At 37.9% G+C, this 15,336-nt stretch carries 17 protein-coding genes and 2 riboswitches; of the genes, 12 read left to right on the top strand and 5 right to left on the bottom strand.

Features of this window, described 5'->3' with window-relative positions:
• Nucleotides 1–21: 21 nt before the first annotated feature.
• Nucleotides 22–126: riboswitch (SAM riboswitch) on the bottom strand.
• 650 nt (nucleotides 127–776) lie between these two features.
• A riboswitch (SAM riboswitch) is annotated at nucleotides 777–888 on the top strand.
• Nucleotides 889–1,003: 115 nt separating this feature from the next.
• On the top strand, nucleotides 1,004–2,164 hold the full coding sequence (locus A3GQ_RS0103770) for an aminotransferase class I/II-fold pyridoxal phosphate-dependent enzyme (RefSeq protein ID WP_028775922.1): 1,161 nt from the start codon (nucleotides 1,004–1,006) through the stop codon (nucleotides 2,162–2,164).
• Nucleotides 2,165–2,233: 69 nt separating this feature from the next.
• Here A3GQ_RS0103770 and A3GQ_RS0103765 read toward each other — a convergent pair whose 3' ends face one another.
• Nucleotides 2,234–3,061: a squalene/phytoene synthase family protein gene (locus tag A3GQ_RS0103765; RefSeq protein ID WP_028775921.1), complete on the bottom strand. Its 828-nt coding sequence runs from the start codon at nucleotides 3,059–3,061 to the stop codon at nucleotides 2,234–2,236.
• Between the two features lie 322 nt (nucleotides 3,062–3,383).
• Between A3GQ_RS0103765 and A3GQ_RS0103760 the strand changes: the two genes are divergently transcribed.
• Together A3GQ_RS0103760 and A3GQ_RS0103755 are read left to right on the top strand one after the other, a co-directional pair.
• Nucleotides 3,384–4,595 (top strand): MFS transporter, encoded by a 1,212-nt coding sequence (locus A3GQ_RS0103760; protein WP_028775920.1) that lies wholly within the window; start codon nucleotides 3,384–3,386, stop codon nucleotides 4,593–4,595.
• A 157-nt stretch (nucleotides 4,596–4,752) separates the two neighbouring features.
• The gene (locus tag A3GQ_RS0103755; RefSeq protein WP_037463935.1) at nucleotides 4,753–6,204 is read left to right on the top strand and encodes a flavin monoamine oxidase family protein; all 1,452 of its coding nucleotides are present in this window, start codon (nucleotides 4,753–4,755) and stop codon (nucleotides 6,202–6,204) included.
• A gap of 122 nt (nucleotides 6,205–6,326) precedes the next feature.
• Here A3GQ_RS0103755 and A3GQ_RS0103750 read toward each other — a convergent pair whose 3' ends face one another.
• Nucleotides 6,327–6,806: a hypothetical protein gene (locus tag A3GQ_RS0103750; RefSeq protein ID WP_028775918.1), complete on the bottom strand. Its 480-nt coding sequence runs from the start codon at nucleotides 6,804–6,806 to the stop codon at nucleotides 6,327–6,329.
• A gap of 230 nt (nucleotides 6,807–7,036) precedes the next feature.
• Between A3GQ_RS0103750 and tnpB the strand changes: the two genes are divergently transcribed.
• The 5 genes from tnpB (at nucleotide 7,037) to A3GQ_RS0103725 (ending at nucleotide 10,170) form a co-directional block, all read left to right on the top strand.
• Nucleotides 7,037–8,164, top strand: a complete 1,128-nt coding sequence (gene tnpB / locus A3GQ_RS0103745) for an IS200/IS605 family element RNA-guided endonuclease TnpB (RefSeq protein WP_028775917.1) — start codon at nucleotides 7,037–7,039, stop codon at nucleotides 8,162–8,164.
• Nucleotides 8,165–8,235: 71 nt separating this feature from the next.
• Complete coding sequence (locus A3GQ_RS0103740; protein WP_028775916.1) at nucleotides 8,236–8,616, top strand: DNRLRE domain-containing protein; 381 nt, start codon at nucleotides 8,236–8,238, stop codon at nucleotides 8,614–8,616.
• 32 nt (nucleotides 8,617–8,648) lie between these two features.
• On the top strand, nucleotides 8,649–9,014 hold the full coding sequence (locus tag A3GQ_RS23310; RefSeq protein WP_051271174.1) for a pentapeptide repeat-containing protein: 366 nt from the start codon (nucleotides 8,649–8,651) through the stop codon (nucleotides 9,012–9,014).
• Between the two features lie 63 nt (nucleotides 9,015–9,077).
• Nucleotides 9,078–9,569, top strand: a complete 492-nt coding sequence (locus A3GQ_RS0103730) for a contact-dependent growth inhibition system immunity protein (RefSeq protein ID WP_028775915.1) — start codon at nucleotides 9,078–9,080, stop codon at nucleotides 9,567–9,569.
• Between the two features lie 19 nt (nucleotides 9,570–9,588).
• On the top strand, nucleotides 9,589–10,170 hold the full coding sequence (locus A3GQ_RS0103725) for a hypothetical protein (RefSeq protein ID WP_156877529.1): 582 nt from the start codon (nucleotides 9,589–9,591) through the stop codon (nucleotides 10,168–10,170).
• A 94-nt stretch (nucleotides 10,171–10,264) separates the two neighbouring features.
• On the opposite strand, the gene panB is transcribed toward A3GQ_RS0103725, so the two are convergent.
• Entirely contained in the window at nucleotides 10,265–11,098 is an 834-nt protein-coding gene (gene panB / locus A3GQ_RS0103720; RefSeq protein WP_028775913.1) for a 3-methyl-2-oxobutanoate hydroxymethyltransferase, read from the bottom strand.
• A gap of 464 nt (nucleotides 11,099–11,562) precedes the next feature.
• Between panB and A3GQ_RS0103715 the strand changes: the two genes are divergently transcribed.
• From A3GQ_RS0103715 to A3GQ_RS0103700, 4 genes are all read left to right on the top strand, one after another.
• Nucleotides 11,563–12,342: an alpha/beta fold hydrolase gene (locus tag A3GQ_RS0103715; RefSeq protein WP_028775912.1), complete on the top strand. Its 780-nt coding sequence runs from the start codon at nucleotides 11,563–11,565 to the stop codon at nucleotides 12,340–12,342.
• A 151-nt stretch (nucleotides 12,343–12,493) separates the two neighbouring features.
• Nucleotides 12,494–12,856 carry a GntR family transcriptional regulator gene (locus A3GQ_RS0103710; RefSeq protein ID WP_028775911.1) on the top strand — a complete coding sequence of 121 codons (363 nt, stop codon included), beginning with the start codon at nucleotides 12,494–12,496 and terminating at the stop codon, nucleotides 12,854–12,856.
• A gap of 4 nt (nucleotides 12,857–12,860) precedes the next feature.
• The gene (locus A3GQ_RS0103705; protein ID WP_028775910.1) at nucleotides 12,861–13,751 is read left to right on the top strand and encodes an ABC transporter ATP-binding protein; all 891 of its coding nucleotides are present in this window, start codon (nucleotides 12,861–12,863) and stop codon (nucleotides 13,749–13,751) included.
• Nucleotides 13,751–14,443: a hypothetical protein gene (locus A3GQ_RS0103700; RefSeq protein ID WP_028775909.1), complete on the top strand. Its 693-nt coding sequence runs from the start codon at nucleotides 13,751–13,753 to the stop codon at nucleotides 14,441–14,443. Before A3GQ_RS0103705 ends, A3GQ_RS0103700 begins: the two co-directional genes overlap by 1 nt.
• A gap of 26 nt (nucleotides 14,444–14,469) precedes the next feature.
• Here the strand turns inward: A3GQ_RS0103700 and A3GQ_RS0103695 are convergent, their stop codons facing one another.
• Both A3GQ_RS0103695 and A3GQ_RS0103690 read right to left on the bottom strand, forming a co-directional pair.
• Nucleotides 14,470–14,859, bottom strand: coding sequence for a VOC family protein (locus A3GQ_RS0103695; RefSeq protein WP_028775908.1), 390 nt, complete (start codon nucleotides 14,857–14,859; stop codon nucleotides 14,470–14,472).
• 55 nt (nucleotides 14,860–14,914) lie between these two features.
• Complete coding sequence (locus A3GQ_RS0103690; RefSeq protein ID WP_028775907.1) at nucleotides 14,915–15,298, bottom strand: VOC family protein; 384 nt, start codon at nucleotides 15,296–15,298, stop codon at nucleotides 14,915–14,917.
• Between the last annotated feature and the right edge of the window lie 38 nt (nucleotides 15,299–15,336).

The following is a 15,336-nucleotide window of genomic DNA, read 5'->3' as shown; positions in this document are numbered from 1 at the left end:
GGGATCGATTTTGTTCATCGACTCTCATCTCGCGGTATATCCGCAGGATTTGGCACCATATTGATCCGTAGATCAATTGGTTGCCGGGTTTCATCGGGCCAGTCCCTCCACCACTCTTGATAAGAGAATATATTCAATTGGTATTGGTTAAAAATGTATTCCTAACTATTAATTATACTATAGCGAAGTTTGAAGAAGAAGTAAATATTCCTAAAATCGAAATAGAATGGTTACTTTGTGCCATTCTTTGCTAATTAACTAGTAATGATAGAAAACAGTAGTCCCCATTGCAAGAGGTAATTATTTCATTTTTGGATAAAAGATAGATCAAGAGAAATTTCTAATAGTTGCATTTTTCGTCAATCCAAGATATATTTGTTTTAAATGATCATCCAGTGAACTCAGGAGTTGAGCATGGCACAGCGTCGTGTCGGTCGTGCATGTCACCTTTCCACTCTCGGTCCGGGTGCGCCTGGCAACCTCGTTACCAGGCAGCCTCTCATCCGTGGTCGAAGGACGAGGGTTACTCCCGTCTCTCCCAGCGAGATGACGACCAGCGTGGGAGCTGCCTTCGCTCGAGCTGTTCTGGCTCAGCAGGGCAGTAAGTAGGGCTCATGCTTCACTGAGTTCCAGCTGGCTGTGTGAGTCGCAAACTCCACAGCCAGCACCAATTAAATTTGGAGAGTAAGGTTAATGCTTTGTTTGACTTATACTACCAGGTAAGATAATCTAATAGAGACTAGTGCAAATAGTGAATTGAATAAAAAATGATATTTCTCTTATCGAGAGCGGCGGAGGGACTGGCCCGATGAAGCCCGGCAACCAATTGATCTTAGGATCAGTATGGTGCCAATTCCTGCAGGAAAAATATTTCCTGATAGATAAGAGAGGAAGCTTAGGATAAATCCGGCCTCTTCTCTTAGGAGAAGGGGTTTTTTGGTGTCAAAATAGGACAAACAAATGAGGTTACATGCCTAGTACAACGCTAAGGGAGTGGTTTGGGATGAGAATAGAGACTTTGTTATTGCATAATGGGTGTGAATTTGATCAACAGACGGGAGCATCCAGTGTACCTATTTATCAAGCATCTACCTTTCATCAGTTTGACGTAGATAACCCAGGACAGTATGACTATACACGTAGCGGTAATCCGACACGTCAAGCATTAGAAGATACCATTGCTAAGCTAGAAGGTGGCTGTAGAGGATTTGCCTTTGCTTCGGGTATGGCTGCTATTTCCACCGTTTTTCTACTCTTATCCAAAGGAGATCATCTCATTGTCTCACAAGATGTGTATGGTGGTACTTATCGTGTGCTCACACAAGTGTTAAATCGTTTTGGGATTGATAGTACTTTTGTCGACACGACGGATTCCGAAGCAATAATCAAAGCACTTCAACCCAATACAAGAGCTCTGTATGTGGAAACTCCATCCAATCCCACCCTTAAAGTTACAGATCTAGGATTAGTAGCGAAAATAGCCAAAGAACATAAACTTCTCTCGATTGTAGATAATACGTTTTTAACACCATATTATCAGCAGCCGCTTGCACATGGTATTGATATTGTTGTGCATAGTGCAACCAAGTTTTTAGGAGGACATAGTGATGTTGTTGCAGGACTTGTTGCAGTAAAAGAGACATCATTAGCTGATCAAATAAAAACTCTCCAAAACGCATTTGGTGCAGTATTAGGTGTACAAGATTCATGGCTTATTCTTCGTGGTATAAAGACTTTACAAGCTAGATTAGATGTTTCTACGAAAAATGCTGGCATATTGGCAGAATGGTTGCAAGATCATAAAGGGATAGATCACGTATATTACACTGGTTTACCAGACCACGATGGACATCATCTTCAAAACAAGCAAGCAAGTGGCCATGGTGCTGTTTTATCGTTTGATGTTGGTAGTGGAGTACAAGCAAAGCAATTGTTGCAAAAAATCCGCTTGCCGTTAGTTGCAGTGAGCTTAGGTGCGGTAGAGAGTATTTTGTCCTATCCCGTGTTGATGTCACATGCTGCAATGCCACAAGAAGTAAGAAGGAAACACGGGATTACTGACGGTTTACTGCGTTTTTCGGTAGGGCTAGAGAATGTGGAAGATTTAATAGATGATTTATCGCAGGCACTGGATTCCAAAGTTTCCTTTGCGGTTGCCAGATAGAAAATATATCCTTATAAATAACAAATAGAGCTACTTCCATAAAGGATGTAGCTCTGTGTTTACGTAATGTTACTCTCCGACTACTTGGTTCACAATTTCTTTCACTTCGGCTCTGCTAATTTTTTCTTTTCCTTGCATCAGACCATCTAGTGTACCATGTGCGAGGGCAAGCGGGATTTGACAAAAGTGCATGACTGAACCGGGGTTTAAGCTTTCAATATAAGTATCGCCCAATGCAAGGTTTCGTCTAGCATATGCAAACATATCTTCTTCCTCCCAATCATTAGGGAAAAAGCTTACTCCACGATCTTTGTCTTCCGCACGATTGCGTAAAATATTAACGGATTGCAATCCTCGTCCAAATGCAATCGCTAGTTTTCTATCCGTTTTTGTTTCATCATGCCATTCCCAAATGTCAGAAAGCATCACACCTACAAGACCGGCAACATAATACGTGTAGTCATCTAAATCTTCTTCTGTTTGAATTTGCCAATCTTTATTTACCCATTCTGCCATTCCTAGGGCCATGACGGATGTAGCATCAGTGATTCTTTTTTTGAGTCCAGATGGACACATTTTAAGCCAGTCTGCTAAGCGTAGTGTTACTTCAGGAAGATGAGCATGGTAGGCTTGATAAGCGCTCATCAGTTTTTCTTCATCTAACTTTTCTTCTTTTAATAATGTACTAGTCGTGGTTAAAAGCTTATATTTTACGTCTGCTGGAAGCTCAGGGTGGTCTTCGATTTCATCTATTGCTCGCATACATAAATAAGCAGAAGCTACTGCTTCTTTAAGACCATCTGTTAAATAGCTAATGGGAATAAAAAATGTACGACTGGTTTTTTCTAGAATATGAAATGCTTCCTTATGTAAAGCGATTGCGCTTGGTTCATTCATTGTGCTGAGGTCACCCTTTGTATCTGTAATTTCTCCCAATCCCTTTCGTCACGATTCGTATGTGGAGCAAAAGGTAAGCAATGAAAAAATTTCACTCCTTTCTATTATACTTGATTCGTTGGGGTACGAAAGAAGATTCAAGGAAATAATATGCAGTTTGTCAGTGGCAATATCTTCTTATTAGTATCAGCAATGATCGATTGATTCAAACAACGAAGCTAACAAAGTACCTATTATATTTTGATTGTAAATGTTATTATACAAGATGGATCGTGTGAATTTGGAAAGGAATGTTACAAAAGTGTCTTTTCCTGTTACAACAATAACAACCGAAAATAAAAAAGATCTGTCACTCACTACATATAAAATATTATTTATTATTAGTATTTGTCACTTATTGAATGATACACTCCAAGCAGTAGTACCTGCTATGTTTCCAATATTAGAGAAGGATATGGGCCTCACATTTACGCAATTAGGAGTGATTGCTGCTGTTTTGAATATTGTTTCATCCTTATTCCAACCTGTCATCGGATGGGTTTCTGATAAAAAGCCGATGCCATATGCGCTTCCCATTGGGTTAGCTTGTTCCTTAGTAGGAATGTTGTTATTGGCACTTATCCCGCAATACAATTGGATCATTTTTAGTGTAGCGCTGGTCGGGATTGGCTCGGCAGTTTTTCATCCAGAAGGGTCTCGGGTGTCTCATCTTGCAGCAGGATCAAAAAAAGGATTGGCTCAATCCATATATCAAGTAGGGGGGAACTCAGGGCAAGCACTTGCACCACTTATTACAGCTCTTATCTTAGTTCCATTTGGACAATTCGGAGCAATTTGGTTTACTTTTGCAGCTGCTATTGCCGTTGTATTGCTCATTTATATCGCAAAATGGTATAGCAATGAGTTGAAAGTGAGTGTAATTACAAAGAAAAAGTCTTCAGCTCGTTCTGCGAGACTTAGCAAAACTGTTTGGATTGCGCTGATTCTTACCATGTTTATTTTATTGGCACGCTCTTTGTATATTGTTTGTATGACCAACTACTATAGTTTTTATATTATACAAACCTATCATTTAACGATCACTACCTCACAAGCGTATTTATTTGCTTTTCTCATAAGTGGTGCGGTAGGAACACTTTTTGGTGGTCCATTGGGTGATCGTTTTGGTAAAAAGAATGTCATTTTGTACTCTGTATTGGGAAGTGCACCACTGACTATCTTGTTGCCTTATGTAGGACCAATACTTAGTTTTGTACTCCTCTTACTAATCGGATTTATTATGATGACCAGTTTTTCTGTTTCGGTTGTGTATGCGCAAGAACTCGTTCCTAGTAAAATTGGTACGATGTCTGGATTAACTGTTGGTTTTATTTTTGGATTAGGTGCCATTGGTTCTGTATTATTTGGTAATCTTGCTGATGTGATTGGAATAGCAAAAACGATTTCGTTTGTTGGGTTTTTACCTGTACTTGGGGTATTAGGATTCTTTTTACCTTCGGAAGAAGATTTACGAAGACTGCATCAAAATGAATAGCCATGAAAACGGGAGGATGTAGAGATGCATTCTCTTTTTTGTTTGTTTTGTTTAGGTAGATAAGATGGAGTGTTTTACAAATATCGAATGAAGGATCTTCATAGCACTTCATTTCTACGAATATAATGCAATGAACCTTTCTTAGGGGGATTTGCGAATGTCTAAATTTAGGATTTCCGCTTTAAACGATAAACAAATGATAAGTTTAATAAGAAATGGTCTCAAAACATTCCCAAATAAGAAGCGCATAACCGTGATAGGTGCTGGATTAGCTGGGCTAGTTGCGTCCTCCTTGTTGAAAGAAGCTGGACACAAAGTCACCATTCTAGAAGCAAATGATAGAGTGGGAGGTCGAGTGTATACCATACGTAAACCGTTTAGTAATGATCAACTATATTTTAATGCTGGGCCAATGCGTATACCTAATATTCATTTATTGACATTAGAATACATAAAAAAATTTAATCTTCCCACAAATCTATTCATCAATCGGACCCCGCAAGATATTATATTTGCAAATGGAATCCAGACACGTCTTCAGGCTTATGAGAGAAATCCGAGTATTCTAAATTATCCAGTTGCTCCAAATGAAAAAGGCAAAACGGCAGAGGAATTGATGTATTCTGCGATTCAGCCTATCTTGGAATTTATTAAAAAGAATCCAGATAGACATTGGCCGATCGTAGAAAGACGATACAGAATGTACTCTCTTGGTGCCTTTTTAAATTCGTATTTTTCCGCTGGAGCCGTTGATATGATTGGGGTACTTCTGGATATGGAAGCTTATATGGGAATGTCTCTAGTGGAAGTTTTAAGAGAAGCTATCTTGTTTATTTCACATACTCATTATTATGAGATCACAGGTGGGATGGATCAATTACCAAAAGCGTTTTTAGCCCAGTTGCAAGAAGATATAGTATATAACCAAAGAATGATTAAAATCACACAATATGAGAACGAAGTACACATCGGTTGTATTCATCAGCAAACATCAGAGTACTTCACTGTAACTGGGGATTATGCGATCGTGACCATTCCTTTTTCGGCTATGCGTTTTGTAAAAGTGGAACCATTTCATTCTTTTTCTTATTATAAATATCGAGCGATTCGCGAACTCAACTACATGTCTTCTACCAAAATAGCAATCGAGTTTCGAAGTAGGTTTTGGGAAAAAGCCGGTCAACGAGGGGGGAGATCGATAACCGATCTGCCCATTCGATTTACGCATTATCCCAGTTATGGAATTGGTGACAATGGACATGCCGTTATGTTGGCGAGTTATACATGGGCTGATGAGGCTTTAACATGGGATAGTTTGCCTGAGAGAGACCGTATTCGCTTTACCCTTATGAATTTAGCCCAACTATATGGAAACCAAGTGTATACAGAATTTGTTGCTGGTAAATCTTTTAGTTGGAGTCAGAATCCCTACTCTGTAGGTGCATTTACAGCATTTGAGCCAGGTCAGGAAATCGAATTATATCCTTATATCCCCACTCCGGAAGGTCATGTTCATTTTGCTGGTGAACATACTACCCGTCTTCATGGATGGATGCAAGGGGCGATTGAATCAGGTGTACGTGTATCCAATGAAGTGAATAATTTATGAGATTAACTGGTTAAAATTACGATAATTTAACATAACGGAGAAACAGAAAGAGCGGTGTGATAGCACATTCCCGCTTTTTTGATTGTTTTTAGATGTATGTTTTTTATTTATAGAGAGATCACCTATTTTAACTTGTCATTCAATTTTCCCAAAATATGCTTATAATATGAAATTTTAGAGATGAGATTCATTCCATACATACCTGAAGAAGCATCTAGTGATTGGTCATGTTTGTGTAGTTGATTCAATAAATCGATTAGTTTTTTTCCGACCAAGTAGATTTCGTGCCAGTCAAGCAAATATTGAAATGTATGGATACGATTTTTCTTATTCCAGACATCGTATGGTTTGTAGCTGTTTTGTAATCGATACCCTTGCTCATCATGAGTGACATGTACATAATAGCCACCACAACCAAAGAAACCACAATCACAGGTGAACAATGGGTATATACCAGGATCTTGGATGGATTGGAAAAATTCATCTATATCTAATATATCTGTCTGTTTTTTGTTATTGATATATACAGTTACAAAGAGGGAGATTGCCTGATTACTTATAGCTGAATCATCTTGATCTATATCTATTTGTATCTGATCCATTATGTTATCCCTTCTTTACTATAAGTATATTTTTAATCATGAAAAGAATAACACAAAAAGTTATAGATTCGTGAGCGAGAAAACCCGCGGTTTCAATGTAGGATGAGTGCGAGTGTCAGACGAGAGATGGCAGAGATCATCTCTCGTCTGACTAATTTTTTGAAATCCTTGACATATAAAAACGTACGTTCTATAATATCCGCAAAATCCCATTTAGGGAGGTGAAATCGATGCACAAAGCCTTTCAATTTCGGCTTCGTCCCACAACAAAACAACGTATTCTCATGCATAAATCGATCGGATGCAGTCGTTTTGTTTTCAATCATTTCCTTAGAAAATGGAACGAAAGCTATCAAGAAACAGGCAAAGGACTAAGCTATCCCAAATGTTCACAACTACTAACCGCAAAAAAACGCGAGCTAACTTGGTTAAAAGAAGTCGACTCCACTTCTTTGCAAAACACTTTAAAACACCTTGCGGATGGGTTTTCACGTTTTTTCCAAAAGCAAAACGATGCTCCTCGTTTGAAAAGCAAGCGAAATCGCGTTCAAACCTATACGAGTCAGTGTAACTATCCCAAACAAGGAAGACCAACGATCGAAATCGTGAAAAACAAAATCAAGTTACCGAAATTAGGATGGGTAAAGCTTGTCAAAACCCGTGAAATCAGTGGTCGCATCTTGTCTGCTACGATTCGTCGTACTCCATCAGGAAAGTACCAAGTATCAATCCTCTGCGAAGGCTGCTATCTCCGATCTGTTCCTGCACAAAAGGAAGCTGTTGGTATTGATCTGGGATTAAAGGCTTTCGCGATCTTCGATGATGGAACGAAAATCAATCCAAGTCGTTTCTTTCGTCGGTACGAAGAAAAATTGGCGAAAGCACAGCGAATTCTATCCCAACGCACGAAAGGCGGCTCCAATTGGCATAAAGCTCGGATAAAAGTAGCTCGTATTCACGAAAAGATTGTGAATAAACGTCATGATTTCCTCCATAAACTCTCCACCCAACTGGTACACGAAAACCAAGTGATCAGTACCGAGAGTCTGCAAACAGGAAACATGGTAAAAAATCACAAACTAGCAAAATCAATCACCGATGCATCTTGGTCGGAATTTGTTTCCCTCCTCACCTACAAAGTAAAAGAATATGGGAGGACCCTTGTAAAAGTAGGGAAAACATTTCCCTCTAGTCAGCTTTGTTCGTGCTGTGGATATCGGAATAAAGAAGTCAAAAAACTCCAACTGCGGGAATGGACATGCCCCGAATGTAAAGCACACCATGACCGAGACATCAACGCAGCAAAAAATATATTGCGAGAAGGAATGCGACTCGCCGCCGTGGGGCTCACGGTCTGAGCTTGGTAAATTTCTTTGGAGTACCGAAGATTACCCAAGAATCCCACGGCTTTAGCCGTGTGGAGTGTCAAATGGTTGTGGTGAAAAACAAAAATGGAAATCTCATCCAAGGTCGATCACAATATGTACAACTTCCTAAATCAGGATATACCAAACAAATTTTACAAAATGCATTGGATACTACGATATCGAGTTCCTATCCAGCGAATAACTTTAATCTCTTGGATGGAGAAACATGGGGAGGAGTTGGTAACAATAGCCCTACCTATGGCGATACACGATCGCTTTACAAATTTGATATTTCTTCCATACCAGCAAAGTCGTATATCTCTAATGCTCAGTTTGGATTATGGACTTGGTATGCAGATAATACGGGAACCGCTTCTGCTACTTACAATGTTCATACGTTAAACAAAGCGTTTGCGGAAACAACGGCAACTTTGATGATCTAAATCTACATCGCGCATTTTTAAATCGTCAAAAAATGGCTGGAGCAAGTTTTATAGGAACAGAGTTAAGAAACGCAGAGATGGATGAATCGGATTGTAGAAATGCTAATTTTCAAGGTGCATCATTAATTCTTGCTTTTATACGAGGTTCGAACCTTCAAAATACGGATTTAACTTCAGCTAAATTGATTGGGGCATATTTATCTGGTACGGATTTGTCATATGCAGATTTGACGAATGCAGATGTATCGAATGCTGTATTTAGAGGGGCTAAATTGTTCGGTGCCAATATGACATGTATTAGATTAGAAGAGTCGTATTTGGATGGTGCGCTTTACGATGCAACAACAGTATGGCCGCAAGATTTTAACCCGCTTGAGTATGGTGCAATTAAAATGTAAGTGTGTCGAAAAAAATGGAATTATTCATCCGAAATTAGATTTCATGATGAGTAGGAGATTCAGATGAAATTTGACATTACGATTGCCGAAATAGAACGAATAAAAGGATACAAAGAAGTTAAAACCGACCAAGAAACAAGTAAATATCCTCTTCCTCTCTGGTATGAGTCCATTCGAAGAAAGACACTAGCTCAATTATCTATATTAGATCTTACAAGGTGTATGAGGCAGTCTATATTTTTGGATTATATCGGCTGGGAAGTACTTCGTCGGCTACAAGATGATTTATTTCTTGGTTACATGATAGAAGGAGAGCTTCTGATACAGTTAATACATTTAAAAGATTACTGGGAGAAAAACGGTTTGGTGAGAGAAGAAATCGTTCGGCTCATCGACAAAATATGGAAGCGAGATCTTTTACAAGAGGGATTATACGCACACCAGATTAGCGAGTTTGATTATGAAGATATCAAACATGCTCTATATGTTTTAGTAAAGGAATTGGGTCTTTCCCAACAATACTTAAAAGCATTTGAGTACACGACTGGAGAATGAGAGGTTTTTTCTGATTAAAATGAATATGGAAAAGGGAGTGGAAAATATCGATTTACCCTGCCTTTATAAACAGATTCGTAATACCCCTAAATATAAAGAATTTTTTTCTTGGCCATTGGATTTTGAAATAGAAAATGTCTACCTTTATCAAAATGATTCCGATTTTATTACGATGGAGAAAACGATCATTATTGCAAAAGATGGAACAGGTGGGTTGTTTGCTTTGTATGGGGATGGCCCCGTTGATGATTTGCCAATCTTATATATCAGTTCGGAAGGTCAAGCAGGCTTTATAGCTTCCAACTTTCAAGAATGCATCATTTTGCTTGTGATGTGTCCTTTTTGGCAAGATTTATTAAAGTTTTCGGGTAGGGCTCAATTAGAAGAGATGAAAAGATCATATCCAATTTGTGAACGTTATTTCTTAGAAGATTATGTGGAATACAATAGTGTGCTTTGTGATAGGATCATTTCTGATTTGGCTTTAGATATTCCTGTTGATATTGTGCAAAAACTATATGAATCTGCGAAACGAGAAGTAAAGATTTTATCATTGGATGATGAACCTTTTGATTCACTCTTTCTTGATTATGTTTTGTGAAATTTAACATTTAGTTGGTAATTAGATGGGAAAAACAGAAATGACCCCATTCTCCTTTTGGGAGATAACGAGGTCATTTCTGTTTTATTACTTTTTAATTCGTCACTTTTTCTTTATTCTTCATCCACTCATCAAATAACGACAGATCTTCTTCCTTCATATGAGTAAAATTGGATTCAGTGGGAAAGATTCCTTCCTTTACCTCTTTGATATAGTTCTCAAATGCAGATTTTATATCTGAGTTTAATTCCGCATACTTTTTCGCATGTCTAAACTGATAGGAGGTAATACCTAGCAAATCTTGTATTACCAAGACTTGCCCATCTGTATATCGTCCAGCACCAATTCCAATCGTAGGGATGGTTAATTTGTTTGTAATTGCTCTCGCCACTTCTTCAGGGACTAGCTCTAAAATGACCATTTGTGCGCCTGCTTCTTGTAAATGAAGGGTTTCAGTTAACAATTGCTTGGCTTGAGAAAACGATTTTCCTTGAATAGCAGCTTTTTCATGGAATTGTGCATTATATCCGATGTGCGCCCAAACTTCTATATGATTTTTATGCAGATGGTGTATGATCGATGGGTGATATCCTTCTAATTTTATACCGTTTGCTCCAGAAGCAAGCAGTTTCTTTGCATTCGTTAATGCCATGTCAGGATTTGTGTAGGTTTGGTAGGATAAATCCGCTACGATATAGGCATTTTTGATTCCTCTGTTAACTGCTTTTGTATGATGAATGATGTCGTCTAAGGTCACTTCTTTTTCACTTTGATATCCCAACACGTTTGTACCGACACTATCTCCTATTAATACAACATCCATATTTGTTTGATCGAGTAAAACAGCTGTTGGATAATCATAGCCAGTTGCCATAGCAATTTTTCTTTTTCCTTTTTGAGCTTGCAGAAACTGTAAATTTTTCACCATTACTCATCTCCATCCCGGTCCTAAAAGGATCCAAGTGTTGTGTTAAAAGAAGAATGCCTTTTGATTCAAAAGTAAGATTCCAATAGGATATCCTCTTATTGTTGATTATAATATTATTCTTAGTTTTATTAAATGAGAAACAATTTTGCAAACCTTATACAAATAAATATCTCGTTCATGTTGCTCTGTTATCTCATTGAACATGTGAGAGATTTCGTTCCAGTTTCCGCCAGCGAGATCTGTACCTTTACCATAGGAAAGTCCTATTTTCAAGGCAAGAGGACAGGTGTCGAGATAGAGAAACATATTTTGAAGTGATTGTCGTAATGCTTCTATTTTTGTACATGTACCTTTCCTCCTAAATAAGACTGTCAAAATAGAATGAAAGAATGTAGTATACTAATGTTATCCATGAGGAAACATGGATAAAAAGGAGGGAACCCGTTGTTTTACGGGACGTACATATGACATTAAAAACATTGCAAACCAATAAAGGAACAACCATCGCATTCGAAGATTTAGGTCAAGGAAAACCGATCATATTGGTACATGGTTTTGTAGGGGACCATCATTATTGGGATCATGTAATGGAACCATTGGCAAAAAAATATCGAGTTATTGCGATAGATCTACCAGGTCATGGAAATTCTGCTTTGTCCAGTGATACCAATACAACTGAAGATTATGCAGATGAGATTGCTAATCTTGTAGAGCAGTTACGTTTAGATAAAATTACACTTGTTGGACATTCCTTGGGTGGATATATAACAATGGCTTTTTCAAAAAAATATGCATCTATGCTGGATCGTTTTGCCCTCATTCATTCAACTGCTCTTCCAGACACAGAAGAAGCGAAGGCTGGTAGGTTAGCAGGCATAGAAAAAATCAAAACGGAAGGATTACAACCTTTTGTCGATGGATTGATTCCAAAGTTATTTGCTCCTGCCTATTTGGCAGACTTTGAACAAACAACAAAAGAAATTGGGTATGGCGCAAGCCCTCAAGGTGCAATTGCGGCTCTAGGCGCAATGCGAAACAGACCGAATCTTACGGATGTATTAGCAACAACATCTGTCCCTGTTTTGATCGTTGCTGGAAGTGAAGATGTCGTTGTTCCTACAAAACGAGCATTTTCAACAGAAGGGCAGAACATAGAACAAGTTGTAATTCCATCTGTTGGGCATATGAGTATGTATGAAGCTCCGGATCAATTGGTTGAGAAACTAACGCATTTTTTCCACTAAGTCAAAAAGAATAGATTTCACTTCAAAAATACACTAGTCAGCGTACTGGTGTATTTTTTTATTTGAATATTTTTCTGAGAATAGTTGACAAAAATACGATCATCTTATATGGTTAGTTACATAAGTAGTTAACCGAATTGGTGGTGAAGATATGGCCAAATTGCCAGAGGATGGCCGTCCCATTTTTGTACAAATCGCCGAAATGATAGAAGATGACATATTAGAAGGAAGGTTAGCAGAAGAAACGCAAGTTCCTTCTACCAATCAATTTGCATCTTTCTATCGGATCAATCCTGCAACAGCTGCAAAAGGAGTAAATCAGCTAGTAGACCAAAGTATTTTATACAAAAAGCGAGGTATTGGCATGTTTGTATCGACTGGTGCACAAGAAAAGTTGCGTGAGAAAAGAAGAGAACTTTTTTACGAACAATATATTGTTGCGATGATCCAAGAGGCAAAAAAATTGGGGATTACAAAGGATCAATTAACAGAAATGATACAAAAGAGGGGGTAGGGCAATGTCCAATATTTTAGAAGTGAAAAATGTAACCAAAGCATACAAAGATGTAACTGCAGTAAATGAAATCAGTTTTTCTATAGAAGAAAATAAAATATATGGATTTTTAGGGAGAAATGGTGCAGGAAAAACAACGATTATGAATATGATCACGGCTCAATTGTTTCCAACAGAGGGAGAAATAAAAGTTTTTGGAGAAGAACCTTACGAGAATCGTGGGATTTTGCAGAAGGTCTGTTTTATTAAAGAAAGTCAAGCGTATCCAGAATATTTTCGAGTCATGGATGTACTTGCAACAGCTGCATCCATCTATCCAAACTGGGATGAAGATTATGCTCAGCAGTTAGTTACTTCCTTTCAATTACCTCAAAAACGTAATATGAAAAAACTATCAAGAGGAATGCTTTCCTCTGTTGGTATTGTAGTCGGACTAGCAAGTAGAGCACCTTTAACGATATTTGATGAACCATATTTGGGACTGGATGCCGTGGCAAGAAGTATTTTTTACGATCAATTATTGAAAGATTACTCCAATAATCCAAGAACCGTTATTTTATCTACGCACTTGATTGATGAAGTAAGTCAATTGTTGGAACATATCTTAGTGATGGACAATGGGAGATTAGTGATGAAGGGAGATTTAGAAACGCTACGTGGTCAAGTATATACCATTGTTGGTGATTCGCAAAAAGTAGAAAAATATATAAAAGAAAAAGAAGTTCTGCATCAAGAAAAATTAGGATCTATCTTATCCGCTACGATTTATGATACGGGTGTATCCAAAGATCATTTAAAATTGGACGGTTTAGGATTGGAATACGTCCCAGTTTCCTTACAACAAGCTGTAATCTATCTTACGAATAGATCAAGAAAACAGGGAGGAGTAATGTAATGTCGCTAACTAACATTTTGACAGCTGCTAAAATTCATTTTCGAGGCAAAATGATTTGGTTTTTTACTCCTTGGATCATTGTGGTTGGTAGCTTTCTCATTAATCTTATTATCGCTGGGGCAATCGGTGATAAACCTATTTACACTGGGGGAGTAGCTGCGATCTATATATATATGTTGATTCTAGGTATCGTAACGATAAAACAAACATTTGTATTTTCTATCGGGTTTAGTATACGAAGAAAAGATTATTTCTATGGAACTGCAACAATGGTTTTCATTACATGTTTGAGTGCCGCCGTATTCTTGTCTTTGCTTTCTTTTATAGAGGGGGATCTCTTTGATGGGTGGGGAGTTGAATTATATTTTTTTCACTTACCATATTTAAATGAGGGGAATATTTTCGTTCAAGCATGGATCATCTTTATTTTACTCGTTTACTTTTTCTATTTAGGGTTCTCCATTTCAAGTGTCTATCGCAGATTTGGAAAATGGGGATTGACCATTCTTTCCATTATTACTTTGTTCCTAGGTAGTGCTTTTACAGCCTTATGTATGTACTTTGGCTGGTGGACGATCTTATTTACCAAGATAAGCATTTATACTGCATTGCAACTGACTTGGTGGCTTGTTCCCTTCGTAGTGATTCATCTTCTGTTTTCTTACTGGATGTTACGAAAAGCAACAGTATAACAAAAGAGCCTATCATAGGCTCTTTTTCATTTAGCAGATTCAAAGAGTTCAATGGATTCCTGATCTGGTCCATGGAAAAAAATATATCTCGATCCATTGGGTAAAGTAGTGATTTCTTTATCTATAAAAACAACATTCGATTGCTTTAATCGTTCTATTTCCTCTTCTATGTTATCTACTGCAAAGGCTAGATGATGTACTACCCCTTCCTTTGGTAAATCGCTTCTATAACCATGGATAAGCTCTACTTCTGTTTCTTTCGAATCAGGAAAAGAGAGAAAAGCTAGTGTAATAGTGGGATCTGTATGAATGAGTGTATCACGTAAGGTCATACCAAGCACATCACTGTAAAAGGCAATGGAACGTTCCAAATTTTCCACCATGATTCCTACATGTTCTAGTTTTCGAATTGCCATTTGTGTTTACAACTCCTTTGGGTAATGATTTAGATCTGTTTACGATTGGTGAAGATTATGTCCAATTTTCCATTCGTCTTGTTAGAGTTCCTGTGAAAAATTCTAGTACAATGCCATCTGGATCTTTACATTGAAACGATAAACCGCCACCTCGCCAAACTGGTTGTCTAACGATCGGTATGTCTTGATCTCTAATTTTTGCTACCAACTCATTAAATTCTACTTCGCCCACCGAAAAAGCAATATGATCCATTCCCAAAATACCTTGTTGATAAGTATGTTCTTTCTTTTCAAGAAGACAAATCCATGCAGATCCCCATTCCAGATAGGCATCTGTACGTCCACGATGTACAAGTTTCATCCCTAGTAGATTACAATAAAAAGAAAGACTTATTTGTAGATCATGGATACATAAGGTAAGGTGGTTAAAACCTTTCATTTAAATCTTCCTTTCCTGAAAATAAGTACTAATACTAT

It is taken from the genome of Shimazuella kribbensis DSM 45090, assembly GCF_000428065.1.
Lineage (GTDB): Bacteria > Bacillota > Bacilli > Thermoactinomycetales > Thermoactinomycetaceae > Shimazuella > Shimazuella kribbensis.
This window is presented reverse-complemented; position numbering and strand designations above follow the sequence as displayed.

What these genes read in the sequence shown, in the direction of transcription:
- A3GQ_RS0103770 (WP_028775922.1), top strand. Translation starts at nt 1,004, where the DNA reads ATGAGAATAGAGACTTTGTTATTGCATAATGGGTGTGAATTTGATCAA.
- A3GQ_RS0103765 (WP_028775921.1), bottom strand. Translation starts at nt 3,061, where the DNA reads ATGAATGAACCAAGCGCAATCGCTTTACATAAGGAAGCATTTCATATT.
- A3GQ_RS0103755 (WP_037463935.1), top strand. Translation starts at nt 4,753, where the DNA reads ATGTCTAAATTTAGGATTTCCGCTTTAAACGATAAACAAATGATAAGT.
- A3GQ_RS0103750 (WP_028775918.1), bottom strand. Translation starts at nt 6,806, where the DNA reads ATGGATCAGATACAAATAGATATAGATCAAGATGATTCAGCTATAAGT.
- tnpB (WP_028775917.1), top strand. Translation starts at nt 7,037, where the DNA reads ATGCACAAAGCCTTTCAATTTCGGCTTCGTCCCACAACAAAACAACGT.
- A3GQ_RS0103740 (WP_028775916.1), top strand. Translation starts at nt 8,236, where the DNA reads ATGGTTGTGGTGAAAAACAAAAATGGAAATCTCATCCAAGGTCGATCA.
- A3GQ_RS23310 (WP_051271174.1), top strand. Translation starts at nt 8,649, where the DNA reads ATGGCTGGAGCAAGTTTTATAGGAACAGAGTTAAGAAACGCAGAGATG.
- A3GQ_RS0103730 (WP_028775915.1), top strand. Translation starts at nt 9,078, where the DNA reads ATGAAATTTGACATTACGATTGCCGAAATAGAACGAATAAAAGGATAC.
- A3GQ_RS0103725 (WP_156877529.1), top strand. Translation starts at nt 9,589, where the DNA reads ATGAATATGGAAAAGGGAGTGGAAAATATCGATTTACCCTGCCTTTAT.
- panB (WP_028775913.1), bottom strand. Translation starts at nt 11,098, where the DNA reads ATGGTGAAAAATTTACAGTTTCTGCAAGCTCAAAAAGGAAAAAGAAAA.
- A3GQ_RS0103715 (WP_028775912.1), top strand. Translation starts at nt 11,563, where the DNA reads ATGACATTAAAAACATTGCAAACCAATAAAGGAACAACCATCGCATTC.
- A3GQ_RS0103710 (WP_028775911.1), top strand. Translation starts at nt 12,494, where the DNA reads ATGGCCAAATTGCCAGAGGATGGCCGTCCCATTTTTGTACAAATCGCC.
- A3GQ_RS0103705 (WP_028775910.1), top strand. Translation starts at nt 12,861, where the DNA reads ATGTCCAATATTTTAGAAGTGAAAAATGTAACCAAAGCATACAAAGAT.
- A3GQ_RS0103700 (WP_028775909.1), top strand. Translation starts at nt 13,751, where the DNA reads ATGTCGCTAACTAACATTTTGACAGCTGCTAAAATTCATTTTCGAGGC.
- A3GQ_RS0103695 (WP_028775908.1), bottom strand. Translation starts at nt 14,859, where the DNA reads ATGGCAATTCGAAAACTAGAACATGTAGGAATCATGGTGGAAAATTTG.
- A3GQ_RS0103690 (WP_028775907.1), bottom strand. Translation starts at nt 15,298, where the DNA reads ATGAAAGGTTTTAACCACCTTACCTTATGTATCCATGATCTACAAATA.